Origin of the sequence: Clostridiisalibacter paucivorans DSM 22131 (genome assembly GCF_000620125.1) — a bacterium.
Classification (GTDB): domain Bacteria; phylum Bacillota; class Clostridia; order Tissierellales; family Clostridiisalibacteraceae; genus Clostridiisalibacter; species Clostridiisalibacter paucivorans.
In genome coordinates, this window is record NZ_JHVL01000055.1 from 1 (window position 1) to 24,440 (window position 24,440).

Genomic DNA, 24,440 nt, shown 5'->3' on the forward strand with positions numbered 1-24,440 from the left:
GCTATAGCATTGGGACACCCAATAGGTGCATCAGGAGCTAGAATATTGGTAACACTATTACATGAAATGGTAAAAAGAGATTCAAAATTAGGATTGGCAACACTTTGTATAGGTGGAGGTCAAGGTACTTCAATTATAGTTGAGAGATAAATGGGGTTATTATTAAATGCGGTACCTTTTATATAGCTGGTACCGCATTTTTAAAGATTTGAAGTATAAATAAGGAGGTAGGGAATATGGATAAGAGGATTACTATTGATGAGGCCATTGACCATATTAAGGATGGTATGACTATAATGGTTGGTGGATTCCTAGGGTGTGGAAGCCCTCACAAGCTAATAGATGGATTAGCTGACAAGGGTGTGAAGGATTTAACTATCATAGCAAATGATACTGCTTTTGTTGACTATGGTGTAGGTAAGTTGGTAGTCAATAAACAGGTAAAGAAGGTTATAGCTTCCCACATAGGTACCAACAAAGAGACTGGAAGACAGATGAATGAAGGAGAAACAGAGGTAGAGCTTGTACCCCAGGGAACTCTTGCAGAAAGGATTCGTTCAGGCGGATCAGGACTTGGCGGCTTCCTTACTCCAACAGGTGTTGGAACTATAGTCGAAGAAGGCAAAGAAAAGATGGATATAGATGGTAAAACATATATACTTGAATTGCCATTGAAGGCAGATATTGCATTAATTGGAGGCTCCAAAGTAGATAAAAAGGGAAATGTATATTATAATAAATCTACTAAGAACTTCAATACAGTTATGGCTACAGCAGCAGATGTAGTAATAGTTGAGGCAGAAGAATTAGTGGAGATAGGAGATATAAATCCTAGCGATGTAATGACTCCTTCAGTATATGTTGACTATATAGTAGGGGGTGGAAAATAATGAACGTAAAAGAGCTTATAGCCAAAAGAGTTGCCAAGGAATTAAAGGACGGAGATGTGGTAAACCTAGGTATAGGACTTCCTACTATGGTAGCTAATTATATTCCAGAGGGAATGGATGTGACATTTCAATCGGAGAATGGGTTTGTAGGATTGGGACCAGCACCAGAGGAAGGAAAAGAAGACAAGGATTTAGTAAATGCAGGGGGATTACCAGTAACAATAAAGGCTGGAGGCGCATTTTTTGACAGTGCAGAGTCCTTTGGAATAATAAGAGGAGGACATGTGGATGCCACAGTATTAGGAGCGTTACAGGTAGATGAAAAAGGAAATTTGGCCAACTGGATGATACCAGGAAAAATGGTACCAGGAATGGGAGGAGCCATGGACTTGGTAGTAGGAGCAAAGAAGGTTATAGTGGCCATGACCCATACAGCTAAAGGGAATCCTAAGATATTAAAAGAGTGCAAACTGCCTTTAACAGCTGCGGGACAGGTAGATATGATAATAACAGAAATGGGAGTAATGGAAGTAACAGATAAGGGATTATTGTTAACAGAGATAGGACCTGGAGTTACAGTGGAAGATATAAAGGCTGCTACAGAGGCAGAAATCATTATTGATGATAATCTAAAAGAAATGGAAATATAAATATATTATATATAAGACAAGGGGAGTAAATAATACCCTTGTCTTATATATAATGGGAAAAGTTTGTTTGTTAAAAAACATTTAATCAAATCGAGATTAAGTATACAGTATATTTATAGAAAATATTGAGAAATTAGAATATTTCTATTATAATATATATAAATATTGAAATGAATAAATAGATTGTTGATACTTTATTTAACCTAAAATATAGGTAATATAGACATATGTGGAATTAAGATTAATAAATTTGTAATACGCATAAAAATAAGGTAAAATTTAATAAATATCCTGTATATTGGGGTATAAACTAAAATAAATATACTTTTCGTATCTATTTTAAATTTGATTAATAGATTTTATAGTGATAAAGTGGAGTGGTAGTATGGGCAAAAATAATAGAGTAAGTATTCTAGAAAACTTAGCGTTAGTAACTCAAATAGGGGTTTCTATGGCTACCCCGATAATAGCAGGAATATTTATTGGTAATTTGATTGACAAAAAATTGAATACAGGTATATTATTTTTAATAATATTGACTATTGTAGGAGTAATAATTTCATTTAGAACACTTTTTAAAATTACTACGAGAGGAATAAAGAAAAAATAATTATGTATTAGTTTAATTTTTTTGTCTTCTTAGTATATTTTTAGTGACTATGTTTACAGCATGATATTTATGGGTATATAGATACGTAATGCCTATATAAATAGCGTAGTTGAGGATGTGATGTTTTGGGAGCTACTGATGACATATTTAAAAGTATAGTAAAGAAGCTTCTGATAACGGACTTAATTTTATTTCTAGTATTTTTTATATTTACAGAAAACCCAAAACAGTGGATATTAGGTCTTTTATTTAGCAGTATTTTCAGTGTACTTAATTTTAGACTATTGGCAATTAGTATAGAAAAGTCAGTGACGATGAAGCCTACAAAAGCCACTATATATGCAGTATCCACATATATAATAAGATATGCATTGACGGGACTTATTGTAGTAATTGGATTTAAAGCAGAATATTTAAACCCACTTGCTGTTATAATTGGATTATTATTAATAAAAGCTGTTATAATAGTTGATAATACAAGAAAGAAGTAGTACTTTTTTTAAATAGCGATAGATAAGTGGATTATGAAGTTTTTAATCATATTCGTATCCATTTTCTAAATAAATTTTACATATCAAAAGGAAAGGAGGTTCAAAATGGGTTTTACTGGGCATTATGTTTTTTCTATTCCAGAATCAATTCCTATAATAGGAGGAGCCCAAGTTTCAAATAGTGTAACTACTACATGGATCATAATGGCATTTCTGGTGATATTTTCTATAATTACTACAAGAAATTTTCAAAAGATACCTAGTGGTATGCAAAACTTCATAGAAATGGTAGTAGATGGAATAAATGGTCTTACTAAGACAACTATGGGCCCAGATAAAATGAAATTTGCATCTTATATGGGGACGTTGACCCTTTATTTGGCTATTGCAAATTTAATAGGTTTATTAGGAGTTAGACCTCCTACCGCAGATTTAAATACTACATTTGCATTATCTATAATGACCTTTATAATGATTCAAGGTTTTGGTATAAGGTCAAATGGATTATGGAAGTACTTAAAGGGTATGGCAGAACCATTTATATTTATGTTACCCCTAAATGTTATAGGAGAATTAGCCAACCCTGTATCATTAGCCTTTCGTCTTTTTGGTAATATTTTAGGTGGGGTAATTATAATGTACTTACTCTATCAAGTTGCACCAATATTAGTTCCAGTAGTTCCCCATATGTATTTTGATTTGTTTTCGGGGATAATACAAACTTTTATATTTGTAATGCTTACAATGGTATTTATATCTATGGCAATGGACGATTAGCATTGTGAATAATTTGGTAAAAACATGTAAACACAGTGGTATGACAGATGGAAAGATAAATTATATATGATGTATTGATTATATTATTAAACTTTAGATATTGTATATCCATTTGTCTATTTAAAAAGGTTTTTTAAAATTCGAAGGGAGGAAATTTATAATGGATTCAATTACAGGAAAAGATTTGATTTTAGCAGCATCAGCAATAGGAGCAGGTTTAGCAGCGATAGCAGGGATAGGCCCTGGAATAGGACAGGGGTTTGCAGCAGGTAAAGGTGCAGAAGCAGTTGGAAGACAACCTGAGGCACAAGGTGATGTTATAAGAACTATGTTACTTGGTGCAGCTGTTGCAGAGACAACAGGTATCTATGGTTTAATAATTGCATTAATCCTATTATTCGTTAAACCACTTATATAATTGAGGAGGAGATGGAGGACCATCTCCTATTTATCGAAAAATTACTATAATAATAGTTTATATTATATTTGTTTGACTTATTCCTTTTGGAAGGAGGCTAAGATATGAATAACGCAACACCCTTAGTGGGGTTAGATGTTAATTTTTTCTTTCAGATAGCAAATACTTTAGTATTATTCTTACTTTTAAGACATTTTCTATTTAAACCAGTTACTGAGTTTATGACAAATAGAACTGAAGGAATAAAGGATAAGATAGAAGATGCAGATAGAAAAAATAATGAAGCAGAGACTTTGAGAAAACAATATGAAGCTAAAATCGCTGATATAAATAAAGAGGGAGAGGCGATTTTGAATGATTATAGAAATAAGGCAGAAGCTAGAAGAGAAGAAATAATAAAAGATGCTCAATTAGAAGCACAGAGGATTATGGATAGAACCAATGTAGAAATAGAGAGAACCAAGAGAAAGGCCTTAGAAGATCTCAAAGAAGAAGTAGTAGATATGACATTACTTGCTACAACGAAATTTGTAGACAAGGAACTTGATAAAGATAATCATGAAAAGCTCATCAATGAATTTATAGAAGAGATGAGGGTTGAACAATGGAAGAACTAGTAGCTAAAAGATATGGAGAGGCATTTTTTGAGCTTTCTAAGGAGAATAATTCAATAGATGAATTATATAATGACTTTCAGGGTTTTATAGAAAGTATAAATTTGGAGCAAAGATTTAAGGCATTATTATCTTCTCCTAAACTTAACGCCGAAGAAAAAAAGGACATGATAAAGACTATCTATGAAGGGAAAATCAGTGACACATTATTGGGATTCATGTATCTACTTATAGATAAGCAGAGAATAAATAGTGTTGAAAATATATTTAATGAATATAAAAAACTGGTGGAAATAGAGAGAAATTTGGTTAAAGCCCAGGTCTTTACTGTAGTTAAAATGAAAGATAATGAGCTAAATAAACTTAAAAATATGCTTGAACAGAAATTTGATAAAAAAGTACAACTTAAAAATATAATTGATGAAAGCATAATTGGAGGAGTAATGCTCAGAATTGGTGATAAGGTTATAGATGGAAGTCTTAAGAATAGAATAGAATCTTTAAGAGAAGATTTGTTGAATCTTAAAGTAATATAGATAGGGGTGAAGAATGGCATGAACCTTAGACCTGAAGAAATTAGTCTGGTTATAAAGGAACAGATAAAAAGATATGAAAACAAATTAGATGTAGTAGATGTTGGAACTGTTATCCAGGTTGGTGATGGAATTGCCAGGGTCCATGGACTGGAAAAGTGTATGGCAGGTGAATTATTGGAATTTACCGATGGAGTATATGGTATGGCACTAAACTTGGAAGAAGATAATGTAGGCTGTGTACTTCTTGGCTCTGACAAAAATATAAAAGAGGGCGATGTAGTAAAGAGAACAGAAAGAATAGTTGAAGTGCCAGTTGGAGATGCAATGATAGGAAGAGTTGTAAACGCTTTAGGGCAGCCTATAGATGGAAAGGGACCTGTAGATACTGATAAATATAGGCCTGTAGAGGCTAAGGCCCAAGGAGTTATAACTAGAGAATCTGTTAATGAACCTTTACAAACAGGTATAAAGGCTATAGATTCTATGTTCCCCATAGGAAGAGGACAAAGGGAGCTTATAATAGGAGATAAGCAGACAGGTAAGACTGCAATAGCTACAGATACTATAATCAATCAAAAAGGTGAAGACGTTATATGTATATATGTAGCAATAGGACAAAAGAACTCTACTGTGGCAAAAATAGTGGAGACTTTAGATAGTAAAGGCGCTATGGATTATACCATAGTTGTATCGGCTACAGCCAGTGAATTGGCACCATTACAATATATTGCACCTTATGCAGGAGTTACCATAGGTGAAGAATTTATGTTTAATGGAAAAGATGTATTGATAATATATGATGATTTATCTAAACATGCCGTTGCATACCGTACAATGTCATTGTTACTTAGAAGACCTCCAGGAAGGGAAGCATATCCAGGAGATGTATTTTATCTTCATTCAAGACTTCTTGAGAGATCGGCTAAGTTAAATGAAAAAAATGGTGGAGGATCTATAACGGCATTGCCTATTATAGAGACATTGGCTGGAGATATTTCTGCATATATACCTACAAATGTTATTTCCATAACTGATGGTCAGATATTCTTGGAATCTGAGCTGTTTTTCTCTGGACAAAGACCAGCAGTAAACGCTGGACTTTCAGTATCTCGTGTTGGAGGAGCTGCTCAAATAAAGGCCATGAAAAAAGTTTCAAGTAAATTGAAATTAGAATTATCTCAATATAGGGAATTGGCTGCATTTGCTCAATTCGGTTCAGACCTTGATAAAGATACAAGGGATAGACTGGCTAAAGGGGAAAGGATTATGGAGGTATTGAAACAACCTCAATATGAGCCAGTACCTGTTCAACATCAGGTTATGATTGTGTATGTAGTTATGAATGATTATCTTTCTGATATTGAAGTAGATAAGATAAAAGAATTTGAAAAACAATTCTATGTATTTATGGATGACAAATATCCAGATATAGGAAAGAGCATAATAGAAAATGGAAAACTTACAGAGGAAATAGAAGAGAAATTAAAGGAAGCTATTGAAGAATTTAAGAAGAAGTTTAGCTGATAGGAGGTGTAACCATGGCTCAGTCCGGAATACGAGATATTAAGAGAAGAATAAAAAGTATAGGTAATACAAGACAGATAACTAAAGCTATGGAGCTTGTTTCTTCAGCTAAATTAAACAAATATAAATCTAGATTGGAAAAAACAAGGCCTTATTTTGATACAGTAGTTGAGAGTATACAAGATATTTTGGCTTCAACTACAGGGATAAGGCATCCACTTTTGGAAAAGAGGGAAGTTAAAAAGACTTGCTACCTTGTAATCACATCGGATAGAGGTCTTTGTGGAGGATATAATAGTAATATTACTAGAATGGTAGATAATAAGATAGATAATAAAGAAAATGTAGCAATAATGGTAACAGGACAAAAAGGAAGAGATTTTTTTAAGAGAAAAGATTATAACATAGAAAAAGACATAATTGGTATATCTGAAGACCCTCAATATTCCCAAGCTATAGAGCTAGGAAATATAGTAACAGAGTTATATGAGAATGGAGAAGTGGATGAGGTAAATCTGGTATATACTAGATTTATAAGTACCATATCCCATGAACCTACAATTATGAAATTATTACCTGCAGAGAAGATAACTGGAGAAAATAGTAATGAGGAAAATAAGAAAAGGGCATTAATAGAATACGAACCTTCTGCTGAAGAAGTTTTAAGTTATCTAATACCAAAATATATACAGAGCTCTATTTATGGGGCATTGGTAGAATCTTCTGTAAGTGAACAGGGAGCTAGGAGAGTCGCAATGGAAAATGCTACCGATAATGCTGACGAAATGGTTCAAAAGTTAAACCTTAAATATAATAGGGCTCGTCAAGCAGCCATAACTCAAGAGATATCAGAGATTGTTGGAGGAGCGGAAGCACTTAAATAGTTAATATTGAAAGGAGTTGAAATGGATGGCTGAAAAGAATATAGGTAAGTTAGTTCAGATTATAGGTCCTGTAGTAGACATTAAATTTGATGAAGAAAACTTGCCAGAATTATTAAATGCCATTGAAATAGAGGGTAAAGACGGTAAAGTAATAGCCGAAGTTGCCCAACATACTGGAAATGATACAGTTAGATGTATTGCAATGGATTCTACTGATGGACTAGTAAGGGGTATGGATGCCATAAATACAGGTGCCCCTATAACAGTGCCTGTTGGTAGAGAGACACTGGGAAGGATGTTTAATGTATTGGGTGAAGTTATAGATGAAATAAATCCGCCAAAGGTTAAAATGACATCTCCTATACATAGAGACCCACCTACCTATGAAGAACAGCAAACATCTACTGAAATTTTTGAAACAGGAATAAAGGTAGTAGATCTTATAGCACCGTATTCAAAGGGAGGTAAGATAGGTCTTTTTGGAGGTGCAGGAGTTGGAAAGACGGTTCTTATTCAGGAACTTATAAATAATATAGCCACAGAACATGGTGGTTTATCTGTATTTGCAGGTGTTGGAGAGAGGACTAGAGAGGGTAATGACCTATACTATGAGATGAAAGATTCAGGAGTTTTAGATAAAACTACTTTGGTATTTGGTCAGATGAATGAGCCACCTGGAGCTAGAATGCGTGTTGGTCTTACAGGACTTACAATGGCAGAACATTTTAGAGATCAGGAAGGTCAAGATGTATTGCTATTTATAGATAATATATTTAGGTTTACCCAGGCTGGATCTGAAGTTTCGGCACTGTTAGGTCGTATGCCTAGTGCGGTTGGTTATCAACCTACACTGGCTACAGAGATGGGTCAATTACAGGAGAGGATTACATCAACTAAAAAGGGTTCTATTACATCGGTTCAAGCGGTATATGTTCCTGCCGACGACTTGACTGACCCTGCTCCAGCAACGACATTTGCCCATTTGGATGCTACTACAGTTCTTTCACGTCAAATATCTGAACTAGGTATATATCCTGCAGTGGATCCATTGGAATCTACATCTAGGATATTAGACCCTGCTGTAGTTGGAGAAGAGCATTACAATGTAGCTCGTCAAGTACAAGAGGTACTTCAAAAGTATAAGGAGCTTCAAGATATTATAGCTATTCTTGGTATGGATGAATTATCTGAAGAAGATAAGATTACTGTGGCAAGGGCTAGGAGAATCCAGCGTTTCTTGTCACAACCATTTACAGTTGCAGAAGAGTTTACTGGTATAGATGGTAAATATGTGCCTATTAAAGAAACTGTTAGAGGATTTAAAGAGATATTAGAAGGAAAACATGATGATTTGCCAGAGTCTGCATTCTTATTTGTTGGAACTATTGAAGAAGCAGTTGAAAAGGCTAAAAGCATGAAATAAAATAGCTTTTATGTAAAAAGGGAGGTAAAATAATGGCCTCAAAGTTTAAATTGGAGATAGTGACTCCCGATAGAAAATTTTTTGAAGAAGACGTAGAGATGTTGATTGTAAGAGGTAAAGAAGGAGATTTAGGTATCATGTATAATCATATCCCTTTGGTTACTGAACTTTCTATAGGGAGATTAAAGATTAAACAAGACAATCAAACTAAAGAAGCTGCCATAGCTACAGGTTTTGTAAAGGTTACAGCAGAAAAGACCACTATAGTTACAGATGCAGCAGAATGGCCTGAAGAAATAGATGTAGATAGAGCAGAGAAGGCTAAAAATAGAGCAGAAAAAAGACTTCAAAGTAATGATTCAAATATAGATACTTTGAGGGCAGAAATAGCATTGAAAAAGGCAATAAATAGGATAAATTTAGGAAATAAAAAATAAATATTTTTTTTAGATATAGTTAAGAATGAGATGGTTTCTTTGTTACAAAGAAACCATCTCATTTTTTTAAAAAAATATCTAAAATTTTTAAAAATATTAGTATAATACAACCTAATTCATGTCAATACTTTAAATAAGGGAAGAAGAATTGTGGCAAGATATTTTTGTCCCCCTTTAATATATTTGCTATAAGCTTTCTTCCCTTATAGTTACTATAAATATATTATAGAGAGGAGTATTGATATGAATAAGAAAAAAATGTCATTATATTTAATATTGATAATTACACTATCTATGGTAAACTATGTATATGGGACAGATGGCTATGAGGAGTCGGAAGGAGCTTTAATAAAGGGCTTTAATGTGACAGAGTCAGAATTGGTCCAAGTTAATGTGAAAGGGAATAGCAAAATTAATGAAGAGTTTCTTGCTTCTGAGGATTTAATCGAATTAGCAAATAATTTAGTTAATACCTTAAAAATAAAAGGAGAAAGATTGAATAATAATAATAGGGTTGATATAAATGAAGAAGGTTATACATTAGATATTGAAGATGGAGATGAGCAGAGACAAGCTATAATCTGTGGAATAGATAATTTAGGAAATAAAATTACAGCTATAGTAACCACATATTCTTCCGATGAAGGGGAATTCAAAGAGACAGATTTATTTGTAGAATTAATTAATAGGGATACAGTATTGACACAGAACAAATTAGATGAATTAGAAAAAAATGTAGATTGTGTATTTAAAGAGTTTGATGTAATACCAGAAAAAACTAAATATATTATAGGAAATGTTTCTGGAGATATAGAAGACGCAGAAAGATATCTTAAAGTATCTAAGATAATAAGTAGCATAGACGGTAAAAAGATAGAAGAATACTGTGATGATGATGTTATATCTGTATCAGCTTATTCCCACAACATACCAAAACATATATTTACTGGGGATAAAAAAATGAACATTAGTATTGAAATTAGATATAATGAATATGAAGACAAAACATACTTTTGGATAGGAACTCCTATTATTAGTTAACTGGGAATTACATTTTTAATCGACATAAAGGGAGGAAATAAATTTGCCTAAAATTATAGTAGAAAAGAGTCCACCATTGAAAGGTAATGTACGAATAAGTGGAGCTAAGAATTCAGCCCTTCCAGTGATAGCCGCCTCTTTATTGGCTACAGAAAATTGTGTATTGGAAGAAGTGCCTCCACTTAAGGATGTAGATGTAATATGTGAAGTATTAGCATCTTTAGGAGCAGATGTAAAAAGGATATCTAGAGAAGAAATACACATAAATTCAGCTATTATAGATAATTTTGAAGCACCATATGAGTTGATGAGAAAGATGAGAGCTTCTTTTTTGGTCATGGGACCTCTTTTAGCAAGGATGGGAAGAGCCAGAGTATCGATGCCAGGAGGATGTGCCATAGGAAGTAGACCTATAGATTTACATTTAAAAGGATTCAAGGCATTGGGAGCAGATATTGAAGTAGGCCATGGATATGTGGAGGCCTCAGCAAAAAAGCTAGTGGGGGATAAGATATATTTAGACTTTCCCAGTGTTGGAGCCACTGAAAATATAATGATGGCAGCTACTATGGCTGAAGGAGAAACGGTTTTGGAGAATGTGGCACAGGAGCCTGAGATAGTAGATTTAGCTAATTTCTTAAATAAAATTGGTGCAGATATTAAGGGTGCAGGAACTAATACAATAAAGATAAAGGGAGTTAAAAGATTAGCAGGAGCCACACATACTATAATACCCGATAGAATAGAAGCAGGTACTTTCATGGTAGCAGCAGCTATAACAGGAGGAGAAATAACTATAGAAAATGTACTTACTAGCCATATAAAGTCTATTATTGCAAAACTGGGAGAAGCTGGGGTTGATATAGTAGAAGATGGTGACAAATTGATAGTGAGGGGCGATAGAATAAAGGCAGTAGATATAAAGACATTGCCCTATCCTGGATTTCCAACAGATATGCAAGCCCAGTTTATGGCTCTTATGGGAGTTGCAGAGGGTACCAGTGTCATAATAGAAACAGTATTTGAAAATAGGTTTATGCATGTAAATGAGTTAAGAAGAATGGGAATGGATATTAAAATTGATGGTAGGAGCGCAATAATACAAGGAAGAAATAATCTTTTAGGAGCACCTGTCAAGGCTACAGATTTAAGAGCTGGTGCAGCACTCATACTTATGGGACTTGTATCTGAAGGGATTACAGAGATCAATGATATATATCATATAGATAGAGGATATACAGATATAGAAGATAAGCTATCACGGTTAGGGGCAAAGATATATAGAAAATATGATTAAAACTTCGAATTTATTTCGAGGTTTTTTTATTTATAAAAGAGAAAAATAGTTAGTAGTTCGTAGCTATCGGTTAGTAGTCTAATGATGAAATCCTGTGGATTTCTACCATCAACTACTAACTACTAACTGTTAACTATTTTCCATCATTTTAAATTTTTTTGTTTATCGAAAATAATATATATTGAAAGAAAAATATATTATTTCCTGGGAAATTGTCTTATTGTTGTAGTTAATCTGAAAAATATTTTTCATAAGTATAGTCTTTTTTTCATATTATGTAAGTGAGGAAACTATAAAACCATGGAAGAGGGGTCTTATGAAAACATTAGGCATATATATATTTTTTTTGTTATGTATATTAATATTTTTACCAATAGTATTAATAAAAGGGTGTGGTATGCATAAAGGAGATATCGAGGAGGAAGTCCCCCAACAAAAAGAAAGCATTGAAATAGTACATATCTATGATATATCTCAAGACAAAGTAATAGAAATGGGTTTTGATGAATATATAAAAGGAGTAGTAGCAGCAGAAATGCCAGCGAATTTCCATAAGGAGGCATTGAAGGCTCAAGCTGTAGCTGCTAGGACATATGCAATGTATAGAATAGAAAAATACAGAGGTGGTCATCCAGATCATCCACAGGCTCCATTATGTAACGATGTGCATTGTCAAGCATGGCTATCTAGAGAAAGGCTAGAGAGCCTCCATTCTGAGGATTGGATAGAAAACCTATGGCCTAAAATAGAATCCGCAGTAGATGAAACATCAGGCCAAGTGATAACTTATAATGGTATGCCAATAGAGCCGTTATTTCATTCTACCAGTGGAGGTATGACAGAAGACTCTGAAGAGGTTTTTGCAGCAAAATTACCTTATTTAAGATCAGTATCAAGCCCATATGAAGAAGGGGCACCTAAGCTTAAGGGTAAAATAGAACTAAGCATGAATGAATTTATCAATAGAATAAAAACTTTTTACCCGTCAATAAAGATAAATAAAAGTAATATAGCAGAGAAGATAAAACTACTTGAGAGGAGTGACACTGGAAGAATAAAAAAGATACAAATAGATAATAGTGTATTAACAGGAAGAGACATTAGAAGTATATTTAAATTGAATTCTACTAATTTTACTATATCTATATTTTCCGATGAAGATAAAATAAAAATAGATACTATTGGATATGGTCATGGAGTAGGAATGAGCCAATGGGGTGCCAATGGTATGGCAAACAAAGGCTCCACATATGTAGATATACTTAAACACTATTATACGGGTGTAAAGATAAAGAAAATGTATTAGTTAGTAGTTCGTAGTTGATGGGATAAGCAGAGATCCTACAGTTCTCATCATTAAACTACGAACTACTATTTTTTTGTTATTACATAAAATACAAGTAATAGCACAATATATTCTAAGAACCAAGAACTAAGAACTAAGAACCAAGAACCAATAGTATCCAATAAATTTTTTATATTTTATATATAGATGTATTAAAATTCTAGGAATGGAAATAATATAAATGTAATTAAAAGTGCGGAGGTGAGATACATGGATATAAAGAAAATTGCAAAAAAAGTGATAATAAAGAAAAGGTTCTATATTGCTTTGTTTGTTTTCGTTATAGCTATAGTTATCAGTAGATTATGGATTTCTGATATAGATGTTGAAAGAAATGAAGATATAGAGAAATCCATAGAGTCTGAACTAAATAAAGACTTAGAGTATAAAGATAATTATACTATGGCTGATGAGTTTAAATATGAAAAAGAAGACTCTGTTGAAACAAGAACTGATTTTAAAGATAATATTTCAGCAAAAGATAAGGTTGTACAAAAAAGTGAGGCCAAGAAAAAAGAAGAGCATAGGGATCAATCAATGGTTTTACCAGTAAATGGGAAAATATCGGTGGGATATGTAAAGGACAAGTTAATATACTCTGAAACATTGGAACAATGGACTACTCATGAAGGAATAGATATAGAGTCAGAAGAGGGAATACCTGTAAGGGCTGCATTAGATGGACAGATTGAAGACATAAAAAATACTAATGAAATGGGAATAGTTATAACTATAGACCATGGAAATGAATTGGTTACTAAATATGCATATTTATCTACTGATAAGATGGTTAAATTAGGAGCAAAGGTTAAGAAGGGTCAAGTTATAAGCGGAGTTGGAAAAGCGATGGGATTTGAAATGCATCAGGGACCCCATATTCACTTTGAAGTAATCAAAGATGGTAACAGTGTAGATCCAGCAAAATATTTACCTATTGTAAAGAAATGAGTATATATCTAAAAATGTTCTAATCTTAAGAATAAGAGCATAATAATGTAAAAAAGACTATTAAAGATCAAAGGGGGTTAGCCTAATAAATGAAAGATTACATAGAAGAAAGGGCACTGGAGATAGCAAACTATATAATAAGGGAAAAAGCCACAGTCAGACAAACTGCTAGTATTTTTGGAGTAAGTAAGAGTACAGTACACAAAGATGTCACCGAGCGTCTTCCCAAGATAAACCCTCTGATTTCAGTACAAGTAAAAAAAGTATTAGAAAAAAACAAAGCAGAAAGACATATAAGGGGAGGTAAGGCAACAAAATTAAAATATGAGACCCTTAAAGCAGAATAATTTTTAAATATTATCCCCATTAAAAAAGGGATAATATTTTTTGTTTAATAATAGAGGATTTTGGAGTATTATATAGAAATAAATAAAAAGGTGTGCTTTTGTGAAAAACAATCTTTAGAATAGTTTAAAGATATTGGATAAATAGATTATAAGAGGAGGTAAGTACTGTGTTTAATATGAGGGCAGATATGGGTATAGATTTAGGAACAGCCAGTGTACTTGTATATATAAAAGGAAAAGGAATAGTACTTCAGGAACCTTCAGTGGTTGCCATTGATAAAAATACAGACAAGCTATTGGCAGTTGGAGAAGAAGCACGAATGATGTTGGGAAGGACCCCAGGAAATATTGTAGCTATAAGACCATTAAAAGATGGTGTTATTTCTGATTATGATATAACTGAAAGAATGTTGAAGTATTTTATAAATAAAGCGGCAGGTAGAATGCTTTTTAGGCCTAGAATTATAGTTTGTGTTCCTAGCGGAGTAACAGAAGTAGAAAAGAGGGCTGTGGTAGATGCTAGTAATCAAGCTGGTGCAAGGAAGACATATCTTATAGAAGAACCCATAGCAGCTGCTATAGGTGCAGGATTAGATATAACAAAGCCAGATGGACATATGGTTATAGACTCTGGTGGAGGAACTACAGATGTTGCGGTTATATCCTTAGGGGGTATAGTTGTAAGTCAATCTATAAAAATAGCAGGAGATAAATTTGATGAAGCTATAGTAAGATATATGAGGAAAAAGCATAATATGATGATAGGTGAGAGAACAGCAGAAGATTTAAAGATCAATGTAGGTACTGCATATCCAAGGGCAAAAGAAAATCATATGGAAGTAAGGGGGAGGAATCTTATTTCAGGATTACCAAGAACTATAAAAATTTCATCTAATGAGATGTTGGAAGCCCTTAAAGAGCCTGTAGCAGCTATTGCTGATGCTGTGCACTCTGTACTTGAAAAAACTCCTCCTGAATTGGCTGCGGACATAAGTGATAAGGGTATGGTAATGACAGGTGGAGGATCTCTACTATATGGATTGGATAGACTTATAAGTGAAAGAACTGGCATTAGAACTATAATAGCAGAAGAGGCCATATCTTGTGTTGCAATAGGTACGGGAAAGTCTCTTGATTGGTTAGAGATGCTTGAAACTCAGAAGGTAAACAGGAAAAAGAGATTTTAATTCATACAATAGCTACTGAATACCTATATATATTAATTGTATTTCTGATATAATTATTAAATAATAGTTCGTAAGGGAAGTGAATCTTGTGAATAGAGGTATATATACATTAACTACAGGGTTATTGCATAATCAGAGGAGAATGGATGCGATATCTAATAATTTAGCAAATGTAAATACTACAGGATATAAAAAAGATAGAGTAGTGGGGGAGTCTTTTCCAGAGGTGCTTTTGAGCAGATTACATGACAGACCAGATTATGAGGATCAAAAGGCATTTGATGGTATAGATGTGAATAGAGAAGGGGACTATTATACCCTTTCTACTGATGTAGGGTATTTTAAGGTAAATACTCCAGCTGGAATTGGCTATAGTAGAGAAGTAAAGTTTAAAGTGGATGAAGATGGATATTTAAAAACTTTTTATAAAGACGATACGGATTTAAAGACTGATGGTGAAAATTATATTATGGGTTCAGAGGGTATAGTAAGAGTAGAAGATACGAATATAGAAGTAACTAATGAAGGCCATATTATGTCTAATGGACAAGATATGGGAAATCTATTAACTTTTCCACCAGCCCATATCATAGGTACTATGGGTGGAGGTGTAAGAACTGATAAAGTTTTTGTAGACTTTAGTCAAGGAGATATAATAAATACTGGTAATAATATGGATTTTGCTATAAAGGGAGATGGCTTTTTTAAAGTTAGCAACCAAGGAGAAGTTTTATATACTAGAGATGGATCCTTTACTTTAAATGATTTTGGTGAGTTAGTAACTAAAGAAGGATATATTGTTATGGGACAAGATGGTCCTATACAGTTACAAAATCAGGAATTTATCTTAGATGAAAGTGGACAAGTTATACAAGATAACCAAGTAGTTGATAAATTAGATATAGTTGAATTAGACAATAGTGAGTATTTGAGAAAGCAAGGAAATAATTTATATAAGTGTTTAGATGGCGTAGACCCTGTGGAGACAAGCTTTGATGGAGAAGTTTTAATTGGATATTTAGAGACATCCAATGTAAATACTGTAAAAGCTATGGTTGATATGATTTCAGCTATGAGAAATTATGAATCAAACCAGCGTATGATAAGGACTCAAGATGAGTTGCTAGGTAAGGCTGTCAGTGAAATAGGCAGAGTTTAATTAAGAAAGGTGGAAATTATATGATTCGTTCATTATGGACTGCAGCTACAGGTATGAGGGCACAACAACTCAATATAGACACTATATCTAATAATTTGGCCAATGTAAATACCACTTCTTACAAGGGTCAAAGAGTGGAGTTTAAAGACTTAATGTATGAGACTATAAGAAAGGCAAATATAACAGATGATTCAGGAAGACCAGTAAATTTAGAGGTTGGACATGGTGTAATGCCTTCAGCTACTGCTAGGAATTTTAAAAACGGTAGTTTAATTGAAACTCAAAATCCTTTAGATATTGCTATAGATGGGGAAGGCTTTTTTGCTATACTACCTCCTAATGAAAATGAAGACCAGATTATGTATACAAGAGATGGTAGTTTTAAATTAAGTATAGATGGTGATGAAGGGGCATTAGTTACCTCTGATGGCTATTATGTATTAGATGAAGGTGATGATTACATAATTATAGAGGAAGGCATGGAAGATATAAATATAGACGAAATGGGATTTATAACTGCAAAGGATATAGATGGAGACACTGTTGAGATTGGCAGACTCAGAATAGTTAATTTTTTGAATCCTGAAGGTCTTGTAAGTGAAGGAAGAAACCTTTATAGTACAACTGTAGCATCGGGAGAGCCTGTTGAAGTAGACCCAGAGGAGATGAAAGGGAAGGTAGTTCAGAGGTATCTGGAAGGCTCAAATGTTCAAATAGTTGAAGAGATGGTAAAGATGATTACTGCTCAGAGGGCATATGAAATAAATTCTAAGTCTATTCAAGCATCGGATGAAATGATGCAAACAGCAAATAGTTTAAAGAGATAAGATTTAGGATGGAATAAAGGGGTAAATTTATGGATATAACCAATTTAAATTCAAATATACAAACTCAAGAATATATGAAAAATAATTCTATTGATAAAAAGATAGAGACAGCTAAGAGGTATAATAATGACAAGGAATTATTAAGTGCATGTAAAGAATTCGAGTCCATATTTTTAAATATGATGATGAAAGAAATGAGAGATACTGTTCCTGAAGCAGGGTTTATGAAGAAGAGTATGGGCAAAGATGTTTTTGAAGATATGTATTTTGATGAGATATCTAAAGAGGTATCAAATAAAGGCCAGGGAATAGGTTTGGCTAAAATGTTATATGAGCAGATGAAGGGAATAAAATAAGCGAAGTAGAGTCCATAGGGACTCTACTTTTATATCTTAGGGAATATTGTATATAATAGGTATGGAAGGAGGAGATGCTGTTTGAATCTAGATCTAATAATGAATCAGATGATGGTATTATTTATTTTATTATTTGTAGGATTTAGTATAAGGAAAAAGGGGATAGTTTCCAAAAACATAGAAAAGGGTCTGTCTGATTTAATGATATATATTACATTACCAGCATTGATAATTACATCAATGAGCTATAAATTTTCTAAAAGTATGTTTAATAATAGCTTATTAATATTGCTTATAGGCTTCTTTTTATATATATTTATGGTGTTAGTATCTATTGCATTTATTAAGGGTTTTCATACAAAGGACCCTTATAAAAGGGGAGTATATCAATTTATTGTAATATTTGGCAATGTGGGTTTTATGGGATATCCATTGGTACAAGTTATATTTGGAGATATAGGAGTATTTTATGCTGCTGTATATAATTTTTGGTTTAATTTATTGATGTGGACATTAGGTGTTGTACTGGTGAAGCCTGAAGCTGAAGGAAAAATAGAGCTAAAGACGTTAATGAATCCAGGGGTAATAGCTATAGTATTAGGATTTTTGTTATTTGTGTTTTCTATCAAATTACCAAAGCCTATATATCAAAGTTTAGAAATGTTAGGTGCTATGACTACACCTATAGCTATGATTGTAGTTGGGTCAATGTTAACAGAGGCAAATTTTAGCATGATATTTAAGAATAAAACCTTATTGTTTGCATCCATAACTAGGCTAATAATAATTCCAGTATTTATAATTTTAGCACTTTATTTTATAGAATTACCTTTTGTTATAAAAGGGGTTTTAATACTAGTTAGTTCTATGCCAACTGCAGCCAATGCAGCAATATTTTCAAGGAAATTTAATTCTGATTATAGACTGGCATCTCAAGGAGTGTTTTTAACAACCCTTATGGGTATAGTGACTATTCCATTGATAGTTTATTTATTGACTCTATTTCAATATTAATAAATAATGAAAAATAATAAAAGCTTAGATGTAAGGTAATACATTACCTCATCTAAGCTTTTATCTATCCTAAAAATTCTATAAGATTTTCATTAAACATCTCTGGTTTTTCTAAATGAAGTCCATGACCGCATACGGGGAATGGTAAAACTTTGGCATCTGGTATTTTCTCAGCCATATATTCGCTATTTTTAGCAGAATATAACATACTTTCTTCACCATATGTGATAAGGACAGGCACTGAGATTTTAGACAAAAGATCTAAGTAATTTTGGTAACTCATAGAGATCCACATTCTAATCATTATATCTTCAGAATTTTTTAATGCCTCTTCAAAGGACCAGTCTAATAATTCTTTATCTTTACATCCAGATTTAGCAAATATACCCGGGACAAATATCTTTGAGAATTCTTCCCATCCCTTGTTCATGGTTTCTAATATTTCAAGGTTTGCAGTATGACTAAAGTCACTGTAAAGACCATGAGGCCAAGATTCATCAGTTATTAGTTTAGGGGTCATATCTATAAAGCATAATTTATTTAGATTGTCACATCCAAATTGTTTTATATATTCAAAAGTTATAGTTGTTCCCATGGACCATCCTACTAGTGAAACATCTTTAAGGTCAAGGTGTTCAATTAGATCCTTTAGGTCTTGAGCATATTTAGGTATATTAACACCAAAATCAGGAACTTCAGATATACCGTGTCCTCTTAAATCATAAGCGATAACTCTATAGTGTTTAGCTAATTCATCAATTTGAAATTTAAAGAATTTGTGACTACAAGACCATCCGTGGATAAGTACTAATGGCTTTCCTTCTCCATGTTCTTCATAGTAAAGTTTAACATTGTCGCTGGTTAAAAAATATGCCATTTTCTATTCCTCCTTTATATAGTGAGAGTGTGTTTTAAGTGAAAACCTCTTGTGTTTATTATAGTATACCCAGTGCTTGTATACAATAGAACATATAGTTAAATAATATTATAATAATATGTACATACTTGACAAAACTATTATTATGACAAAGTTAGAAAAATAGTCAGAAAAATAAAAAAATGTATTGCCGTATACAGAATTTGTTATGGGTATTACATATAATTATAATAATAATGTCAAAATATAGAGAGGGTTACCCCTTTATTATTATTTTTAGTATATGGGATAATACCTCTAAAAATTAAAAGGAGGATGAAAAGTGATTAAATTAATAGGTGTACTTATAATCGTTATTGGATTCATATTGAAATTGGATACTATAGCAGTAGTACTTGTCGCAGGGATAACTACAGGTCTTGTAAGTGGATTGGATATAACAGAGATATTATCAACTTTAGGAAATGCATTTATAAATACTAGATATATGTCTTTGTTTTTAGTTACCCTTCCTGTAATAGGAATATTAGAAAGGTATGGACTTAAGGAAAGGGCAGCTAATATAATCAAGAATATAAAATCTGCCTCAGCCGGAAGGGTCATTATACTTTATACGTTGATAAGGGAATTAGCAGCAGCCCTTTCATTGAGATTGGGAGGACATGTACAATTTATAAGACCGTTGGTATTACCCATGGCTCAGGGAGCAGCAGAACTTAATTATGAGGATTTAGGAGAAGAAGAAATAGAGATTATCAAAGGTTATTCTGCAGCAGCAGAAAATTATGGAAACTTTTTTGGTCAGAATGTATTTATAGCAGCAGGAGGAGTGTTGTTGATAGTGGGAACGTTGGAGGAATTGGGCATAAAAGTAATTCCATTGGATGTGGCTAAGGCATCTATTCCAGTGGCTATTATAGCCCTTATATATGCTGTTATCCAGAATTATTTATTGGATAGAAGACTAAATAATAGGCTAAAGAGGAGGTAAATAGACTATGAAAAATATCTTATTAGAAGGGCTTTATATAATGGCAGGGTTAGTTTCTTTAGTTACGGCATATATGGCATTTACTGATAAAAAACATCCTACAAGACTGGGAACATCTTTATTTTGGGGATTATTATCTGTAATATTTATTGTGGGAAAATATATACCTGCTGTAATAGTAGGAATCATATTGTTATTTATGGGATTACTTACTGCATTTAAACAGGTTAAATTTGGTAGTCAGGTAAACTCCGATGAAAAATTCAGAGAAGAAAAATCGAAGCTAATAGGTAATAAAATATTTATTCCTGCCCTTAGTATAGCAGTTGTGGCATTTGGAATAGCTCAGTTTACAGAATTAGAAGGCTTAGTAGGGTTAGGTTTTGGGGCTATTACAGCAACAATTATAGCTTTGGGTATGACCAAGGCAAATCCAAAGTATGTTGGATATGATGGTAGTAGATTGTTACAACAAGTAGGATCAGCTAGTATATTGCCCCAATTATTAGCAGCATTGGGTGCATTATTTAATGCTGCTGGTGTAGGCCAAATAATATCTGAAGGTATATCAGGAGTTATATCAGAGGGAAATGTATTGGCTGGTGTAGTAGCATATTGTTTGGGTATGGCTATATTTACTATGATAATGGGAAATGCATTTGCAGCATTTACTGTGATAACAGCAGGGATAGGTATTCCCTTTGTATATTCACAAGGAGCAAATCCAGCTATAGCAGGCTCTTTAGCTCTTACAGCGGGCTATTGTGGTACCCTTATGACTCCTATGGCTGCTAACTTTAATATAGTTCCAGCGGCTATATTGGAGACTAAGAATAAAAATAGGGTAATAATAAGCCAGATACCCTTTGCTATAATTTTGTTGTTAACTCATATAGCACTTATGTATATATTAGCTTTTTAAATTAACAAAATATATTTTAAGGCCTCTTTATATTAAAGAAAGGATGGTATATAGATGAAAGTTTTGATAACAGGATTTGATCCCTTTGGAGGAGAAAAGATAAACCCCGCGTTAGAAGCAGTAAAAAAATTGGAAAATACTATAGCAGGGGCAGAAATAATAAAAGAAGAGATTCCTACAGTATTTAGAAAATCTATAGATAGATTAGAAAATCTAATAGAGGAGCATAGACCTAATATAGTAATATGTGTAGGTCAAGCAGGGGGAAGATTTCAAGTTACTCCTGAAAGAGTAGCTATAAATGTAGATGATGCTAGAATAGCTGATAATGAAGGGAATCAACCTATAGATACAAAAATATTTGAAGATGGTTTGAACGCATATTTTACAAAATTGCCCATAAAGGCTATGGTAGAGGAAATGCTAAAAAATGAAATACCTGCTTCAGTTTCCAATACAGCTGGAACCTTTGTGTGTAATCATATAATGTATGGATTACTATATCTAATAGATAAGAAATACCCTGGAATTAGGGGAGGATTTATCCATGTTCCTTTTATACCTCAACAGGTACTAGATAAGAAGAACACTCCTAGTATGTCTTTAGAGAATATAACGGCGGGGCTTAAATATGCTATAAAGGCCTCAGTAGAAAATAGAGAAGATATAAAGACAATAGGGGGAGAAATTTGTTAATATTATACTAAATAGATATATTGTGGATTTTAAGAGTGGTAAAGAAGGTATAAATATAGTTAAAAGTTAGAAGTTAGAAGTTATGAGTTAGTAGTTCAATGATGAAATCCGTAGGATTTCTACCACCGACTACTAACCACTACCTACTAACTTCTAACTTTTATTTTGCATCTTTGCCATAAATATATTATTATATAATTGTTAGAAATATGGGGAAGTGGTTTTGTGTATGATGGTATATTTGATGCCGATAGACAGCATGATATGAGAGAATGTTTTTTAGAATTATCGAATAAAGGGGTTTATAAAGGTTTAAAGAAAAATACTGTGATAGAATTACCTTCTAATGATTTAATAGGCATAGTTATAGAGGGAAAAATCAAACAGATTATTTCTAATGCTAATGGAGTCCAAAAATCTTTATTTATATTGCAGCCTGGAGAGATATTTGGAGAAATGGATTATTTTGGTGGAGGTAGAGCACCAGTAATTCAAAGGGCTATTACCCATTGTATTATATCAATTGTCTCTAGATATAGTATGGAGAAAGAGATTGAAAGAAACCCCCAAGTTTATAGATATTTTATGCATAGTATTGTGAGAAAGTTTAGGATAGTTATGTTGCAAATGGGAGATATGATGTTTAGCGATGCATTAACTAGGATAGTAAATATGATATTAAGGCTTTATATTCAACAGGGGAAAGAAATAGATAACTATGGTATTATAGATATGCCCTTTACACATCAACAATTAGCAGAACTTATAGGATGCTCTAGAGTAACTGTAACCCGAGGAATTAATTACCTTAGAGATAAAGGTATTGTTGATGTGAAGCAGAAAAAAATAATTATAAAGGATATGGATGCATTAAAAAAATACATGGAATATTAATCATAACAAAGGAGTGGAAAAATGTTAAATACACAAGAAATAATGAAGATAATACCTCACAGATATCCTTTTTTATTGGTGGATAAAATTGTGGAATTGGATGAAGGTAATAGGGCTGTAGGTATAAAAAACGTTACTATGAATGAAGAGTTTTTTCAAGGTCACTTTCCAGGTAACCCTTTAATGCCAGGGGTACTTATAGTGGAAGCTATGGCTCAAGTTGGTGCAGTTGCAGTAATGACATTGGAAGAAAACAAAGACAAGTTAGCAGTATTTACTGGTATAGATAAGGTTAGATTTAAAAGGCAGGTGAGACCTGGAGATACTCTTAGAATGGAGGTTGAACTTATAACTATGAAAAGGGGCATAGGAAAGGCCAATGCTGTAGCATATGTAGATGGAGAGATAGCATGTAAAGGGACATTAATGTTTGGCATAATAAAGGAGGGATAAATATGATATCTACACCAATAAGAAGGCTTTTAGCTAATATTATAGATAGTATATTGATAGGAATAATTTCATTTATTTTTGCAATAACGGGTATTTTATTACAGGTTGTATCTATGGATGTAGATAGTGATGCGTCATTAGGCATTTATTTGGGATTTATGATTATGACTATTTTAGTGCCCATAATACTTCAAGGATATTTTTGGACCAAGAGTACATCATTAGGTAAGAGAGCTATGGGAATGAAAGTAATAAAAAAAGACTCCAATGAGAATATGTCTTTTTTTATGATGCTGATTAGAGAAACCATAGGGAAATATATATCAGGGTTTATATTTTTCTTGGGATATATATGGATATTAATAGACGATGATAATCAGGCGTGGCATGATAAATTAGTAGGAAGTGTAGTTATAGATTATTAATATGTATTTTGATTATATCCTTACACAAGGGCTTAATTCTATCAGGTTGGTAATAGATAATAGATGTATAAGAGCATCTTCATAGTTTTAAAGAACGGATATATATCCGTTCTTTTTATAGAAAAAGCCCGAAAACCCCCTTGCTTGTCTTGGGGGATGAAAGGGCTTTAATTTAAGGTGGTTCGATGCCACCTTAAATTGATATTATGCTAACTTTTGATTTTGTATATATCTTTGTATTGTTTCAGCCGATACTGTTCCAGCAGTTCCTACATAATATCCCCTACTCCATAGACCACTACCCCAAAACTTAGACTTCTTTAGATTGGGAAAGCCTTTAAATATTTCATTTGCAGAAATACTTTTGAGCTTTCTTACTATATCTACTGGTGCAACAGTTGGTGGAG

General features: G+C 32.9%; 30 protein-coding genes and 1 pseudogene. 29 read left to right on the forward strand and 2 right to left on the reverse strand.

Annotated features, from left to right (window positions below; all coding sequences use genetic code 11):
* From Q326_RS18310 to Q326_RS0112985, 23 genes and pseudogenes are all read left to right on the forward strand, one after another.
* A pseudogene (locus tag Q326_RS18310) lies at positions 1–150 on the forward strand (acetyl-CoA C-acyltransferase); the annotation flags it as partial.
* An 86-nt stretch (positions 151–236) separates the two neighbouring features.
* Complete coding sequence (gene atoD / locus Q326_RS0112880; protein WP_026895758.1) at positions 237–890, forward strand: acetate CoA-transferase subunit alpha; 654 nt, start codon at positions 237–239, stop codon at positions 888–890.
* A complete protein-coding gene (locus Q326_RS0112885; RefSeq protein WP_026895759.1) occupies positions 890–1,540 on the forward strand; it encodes a CoA transferase subunit B in 651 nt (216 codons plus the stop codon). Before atoD ends, Q326_RS0112885 begins: the two co-directional genes overlap by 1 nt.
* A 385-nt stretch (positions 1,541–1,925) precedes the next feature.
* On the forward strand, positions 1,926–2,150 hold the full coding sequence (locus Q326_RS0112890; RefSeq protein ID WP_026895760.1) for an AtpZ/AtpI family protein: 225 nt from the start codon (positions 1,926–1,928) through the stop codon (positions 2,148–2,150).
* Positions 2,151–2,275: 125 nt separating this feature from the next.
* Entirely contained in the window at positions 2,276–2,641 is a 366-nt protein-coding gene (locus tag Q326_RS17390) for an ATP synthase subunit I (protein WP_051531470.1), read from the forward strand.
* A 105-nt stretch (positions 2,642–2,746) separates the two neighbouring features.
* The gene (atpB, locus tag Q326_RS0112900; RefSeq protein WP_051531474.1) at positions 2,747–3,418 is read left to right on the forward strand and encodes a F0F1 ATP synthase subunit A; all 672 of its coding nucleotides are present in this window, start codon (positions 2,747–2,749) and stop codon (positions 3,416–3,418) included.
* Positions 3,419–3,578: 160 nt separating this feature from the next.
* A complete protein-coding gene (gene atpE, locus Q326_RS0112905) occupies positions 3,579–3,836 on the forward strand; it encodes an ATP synthase F0 subunit C (protein WP_026895762.1) in 258 nt (85 codons plus the stop codon).
* Positions 3,837–3,940: 104 nt separating this feature from the next.
* On the forward strand, positions 3,941–4,453 hold the full coding sequence (gene atpF / locus Q326_RS0112910; protein WP_026895763.1) for a F0F1 ATP synthase subunit B: 513 nt from the start codon (positions 3,941–3,943) through the stop codon (positions 4,451–4,453).
* On the forward strand, positions 4,441–4,986 hold the full coding sequence (locus tag Q326_RS0112915) for a F0F1 ATP synthase subunit delta (RefSeq protein WP_026895764.1): 546 nt from the start codon (positions 4,441–4,443) through the stop codon (positions 4,984–4,986). Before atpF ends, Q326_RS0112915 begins: the two co-directional genes overlap by 13 nt.
* A gap of 18 nt (positions 4,987–5,004) precedes the next feature.
* Positions 5,005–6,510: a F0F1 ATP synthase subunit alpha gene (gene atpA / locus Q326_RS0112920; protein WP_026895765.1), complete on the forward strand. Its 1,506-nt coding sequence runs from the start codon at positions 5,005–5,007 to the stop codon at positions 6,508–6,510.
* A gap of 14 nt (positions 6,511–6,524) precedes the next feature.
* Complete coding sequence (atpG, locus tag Q326_RS0112925) at positions 6,525–7,394, forward strand: ATP synthase F1 subunit gamma (RefSeq protein ID WP_026895766.1); 870 nt, start codon at positions 6,525–6,527, stop codon at positions 7,392–7,394.
* A 25-nt stretch (positions 7,395–7,419) separates the two neighbouring features.
* The gene (atpD, locus tag Q326_RS0112930; RefSeq protein WP_026895767.1) at positions 7,420–8,817 is read left to right on the forward strand and encodes a F0F1 ATP synthase subunit beta; all 1,398 of its coding nucleotides are present in this window, start codon (positions 7,420–7,422) and stop codon (positions 8,815–8,817) included.
* 32 nt (positions 8,818–8,849) lie between these two features.
* Positions 8,850–9,254 (forward strand): F0F1 ATP synthase subunit epsilon, encoded by a 405-nt coding sequence (locus tag Q326_RS0112935; protein WP_026895768.1) that lies wholly within the window; start codon positions 8,850–8,852, stop codon positions 9,252–9,254.
* Between the two features lie 243 nt (positions 9,255–9,497).
* Positions 9,498–10,295 (forward strand): YwmB family TATA-box binding protein, encoded by a 798-nt coding sequence (locus Q326_RS0112940; RefSeq protein ID WP_026895769.1) that lies wholly within the window; start codon positions 9,498–9,500, stop codon positions 10,293–10,295.
* Positions 10,296–10,338: 43 nt separating this feature from the next.
* Positions 10,339–11,592: a UDP-N-acetylglucosamine 1-carboxyvinyltransferase gene (murA, locus tag Q326_RS0112945; RefSeq protein WP_026895770.1), complete on the forward strand. Its 1,254-nt coding sequence runs from the start codon at positions 10,339–10,341 to the stop codon at positions 11,590–11,592.
* A gap of 316 nt (positions 11,593–11,908) precedes the next feature.
* Complete coding sequence (gene spoIID / locus Q326_RS0112950) at positions 11,909–12,898, forward strand: stage II sporulation protein D (protein WP_026895771.1); 990 nt, start codon at positions 11,909–11,911, stop codon at positions 12,896–12,898.
* Positions 12,899–13,147: 249 nt separating this feature from the next.
* Complete coding sequence (locus tag Q326_RS18035) at positions 13,148–13,885, forward strand: M23 family metallopeptidase (RefSeq protein WP_051531476.1); 738 nt, start codon at positions 13,148–13,150, stop codon at positions 13,883–13,885.
* Positions 13,886–13,974: 89 nt separating this feature from the next.
* Positions 13,975–14,232, forward strand: coding sequence for a sporulation transcriptional regulator SpoIIID (gene spoIIID, locus Q326_RS0112960; RefSeq protein WP_026895772.1), 258 nt, complete (start codon positions 13,975–13,977; stop codon positions 14,230–14,232).
* A gap of 176 nt (positions 14,233–14,408) precedes the next feature.
* Positions 14,409–15,419: a rod shape-determining protein gene (gene mreB, locus Q326_RS0112965; protein WP_034602259.1), complete on the forward strand. Its 1,011-nt coding sequence runs from the start codon at positions 14,409–14,411 to the stop codon at positions 15,417–15,419.
* 88 nt (positions 15,420–15,507) lie between these two features.
* Positions 15,508–16,578 (forward strand): flagellar hook-basal body protein, encoded by a 1,071-nt coding sequence (locus tag Q326_RS0112970; protein ID WP_026895774.1) that lies wholly within the window; start codon positions 15,508–15,510, stop codon positions 16,576–16,578.
* A gap of 20 nt (positions 16,579–16,598) precedes the next feature.
* The gene (gene flgG / locus Q326_RS0112975; protein ID WP_026895775.1) at positions 16,599–17,405 is read left to right on the forward strand and encodes a flagellar basal-body rod protein FlgG; all 807 of its coding nucleotides are present in this window, start codon (positions 16,599–16,601) and stop codon (positions 17,403–17,405) included.
* 29 nt (positions 17,406–17,434) lie between these two features.
* Complete coding sequence (locus tag Q326_RS0112980) at positions 17,435–17,761, forward strand: rod-binding protein (protein ID WP_026895776.1); 327 nt, start codon at positions 17,435–17,437, stop codon at positions 17,759–17,761.
* 81 nt (positions 17,762–17,842) lie between these two features.
* Complete coding sequence (locus Q326_RS0112985; protein ID WP_026895777.1) at positions 17,843–18,775, forward strand: AEC family transporter; 933 nt, start codon at positions 17,843–17,845, stop codon at positions 18,773–18,775.
* A gap of 64 nt (positions 18,776–18,839) precedes the next feature.
* Here the strand turns inward: Q326_RS0112985 and Q326_RS0112990 are convergent, their stop codons facing one another.
* Positions 18,840–19,652 (reverse strand): alpha/beta fold hydrolase, encoded by an 813-nt coding sequence (locus tag Q326_RS0112990; protein WP_026895778.1) that lies wholly within the window; start codon positions 19,650–19,652, stop codon positions 18,840–18,842.
* Between the two features lie 322 nt (positions 19,653–19,974).
* On the opposite strand from Q326_RS0112990, the gene Q326_RS0112995 reads away from it, so the two are divergent.
* The 6 genes from Q326_RS0112995 to Q326_RS17405 all read left to right on the forward strand — a co-directional run bounded on the left by Q326_RS0112995 (position 19,975) and on the right by Q326_RS17405 (position 24,033).
* A complete protein-coding gene (locus Q326_RS0112995; protein ID WP_026895779.1) occupies positions 19,975–20,643 on the forward strand; it encodes a DUF969 domain-containing protein in 669 nt (222 codons plus the stop codon).
* Positions 20,644–20,650: 7 nt separating this feature from the next.
* On the forward strand, positions 20,651–21,565 hold the full coding sequence (locus Q326_RS0113000; protein ID WP_026895780.1) for a DUF979 domain-containing protein: 915 nt from the start codon (positions 20,651–20,653) through the stop codon (positions 21,563–21,565).
* 54 nt (positions 21,566–21,619) lie between these two features.
* Positions 21,620–22,261: a pyroglutamyl-peptidase I gene (gene pcp / locus Q326_RS0113005; RefSeq protein WP_026895781.1), complete on the forward strand. Its 642-nt coding sequence runs from the start codon at positions 21,620–21,622 to the stop codon at positions 22,259–22,261.
* A 225-nt stretch (positions 22,262–22,486) separates the two neighbouring features.
* Positions 22,487–23,155 (forward strand): Crp/Fnr family transcriptional regulator, encoded by a 669-nt coding sequence (locus Q326_RS0113010; protein WP_051531479.1) that lies wholly within the window; start codon positions 22,487–22,489, stop codon positions 23,153–23,155.
* Between the two features lie 21 nt (positions 23,156–23,176).
* Positions 23,177–23,608: a 3-hydroxyacyl-ACP dehydratase FabZ gene (gene fabZ / locus Q326_RS0113015; protein WP_026895783.1), complete on the forward strand. Its 432-nt coding sequence runs from the start codon at positions 23,177–23,179 to the stop codon at positions 23,606–23,608.
* Positions 23,609–23,610: 2 nt separating this feature from the next.
* Positions 23,611–24,033, forward strand: a complete 423-nt coding sequence (locus Q326_RS17405) for an RDD family protein (protein WP_026895784.1) — start codon at positions 23,611–23,613, stop codon at positions 24,031–24,033.
* A gap of 204 nt (positions 24,034–24,237) precedes the next feature.
* On the opposite strand, the gene tnpA is transcribed toward Q326_RS17405, so the two are convergent.
* On the reverse strand, positions 24,238–24,440 hold a 203-nt coding region (gene tnpA, locus Q326_RS17410), incomplete at its 5' end, for an IS200/IS605 family transposase (protein WP_034602254.1).

Excerpts from the sequence above, each read along its gene's own strand:
- atoD (WP_026895758.1), top strand. The coding sequence starts at position 237 with ATGGATAAGAGGATTACTATTGATGAGGCCATTGACCATATTAAGGAT.
- Q326_RS0112885 (WP_026895759.1), top strand. The coding sequence starts at position 890 with ATGAACGTAAAAGAGCTTATAGCCAAAAGAGTTGCCAAGGAATTAAAG.
- Q326_RS0112890 (WP_026895760.1), top strand. The coding sequence starts at position 1,926 with ATGGGCAAAAATAATAGAGTAAGTATTCTAGAAAACTTAGCGTTAGTA.
- atpB (WP_051531474.1), top strand. The coding sequence starts at position 2,747 with ATGGGTTTTACTGGGCATTATGTTTTTTCTATTCCAGAATCAATTCCT.
- atpE (WP_026895762.1), top strand. The coding sequence starts at position 3,579 with ATGGATTCAATTACAGGAAAAGATTTGATTTTAGCAGCATCAGCAATA.
- atpF (WP_026895763.1), top strand. The coding sequence starts at position 3,941 with ATGAATAACGCAACACCCTTAGTGGGGTTAGATGTTAATTTTTTCTTT.
- Q326_RS0112915 (WP_026895764.1), top strand. The coding sequence starts at position 4,441 with ATGGAAGAACTAGTAGCTAAAAGATATGGAGAGGCATTTTTTGAGCTT.
- atpA (WP_026895765.1), top strand. The coding sequence starts at position 5,005 with ATGAACCTTAGACCTGAAGAAATTAGTCTGGTTATAAAGGAACAGATA.
- atpG (WP_026895766.1), top strand. The coding sequence starts at position 6,525 with ATGGCTCAGTCCGGAATACGAGATATTAAGAGAAGAATAAAAAGTATA.
- atpD (WP_026895767.1), top strand. The coding sequence starts at position 7,420 with ATGGCTGAAAAGAATATAGGTAAGTTAGTTCAGATTATAGGTCCTGTA.
- Q326_RS0112935 (WP_026895768.1), top strand. The coding sequence starts at position 8,850 with ATGGCCTCAAAGTTTAAATTGGAGATAGTGACTCCCGATAGAAAATTT.
- Q326_RS0112940 (WP_026895769.1), top strand. The coding sequence starts at position 9,498 with ATGAATAAGAAAAAAATGTCATTATATTTAATATTGATAATTACACTA.
- spoIID (WP_026895771.1), top strand. The coding sequence starts at position 11,909 with ATGAAAACATTAGGCATATATATATTTTTTTTGTTATGTATATTAATA.
- Q326_RS18035 (WP_051531476.1), top strand. The coding sequence starts at position 13,148 with ATGGATATAAAGAAAATTGCAAAAAAAGTGATAATAAAGAAAAGGTTC.
- spoIIID (WP_026895772.1), top strand. The coding sequence starts at position 13,975 with ATGAAAGATTACATAGAAGAAAGGGCACTGGAGATAGCAAACTATATA.
- mreB (WP_034602259.1), top strand. The coding sequence starts at position 14,409 with ATGAGGGCAGATATGGGTATAGATTTAGGAACAGCCAGTGTACTTGTA.
- flgG (WP_026895775.1), top strand. The coding sequence starts at position 16,599 with ATGATTCGTTCATTATGGACTGCAGCTACAGGTATGAGGGCACAACAA.
- Q326_RS0112980 (WP_026895776.1), top strand. The coding sequence starts at position 17,435 with ATGGATATAACCAATTTAAATTCAAATATACAAACTCAAGAATATATG.
- Q326_RS0112990 (WP_026895778.1), bottom strand. The coding sequence starts at position 19,652 with ATGGCATATTTTTTAACCAGCGACAATGTTAAACTTTACTATGAAGAA.
- Q326_RS0113000 (WP_026895780.1), top strand. The coding sequence starts at position 20,651 with ATGAAAAATATCTTATTAGAAGGGCTTTATATAATGGCAGGGTTAGTT.
- pcp (WP_026895781.1), top strand. The coding sequence starts at position 21,620 with ATGAAAGTTTTGATAACAGGATTTGATCCCTTTGGAGGAGAAAAGATA.
- fabZ (WP_026895783.1), top strand. The coding sequence starts at position 23,177 with ATGTTAAATACACAAGAAATAATGAAGATAATACCTCACAGATATCCT.
- Q326_RS17405 (WP_026895784.1), top strand. The coding sequence starts at position 23,611 with ATGATATCTACACCAATAAGAAGGCTTTTAGCTAATATTATAGATAGT.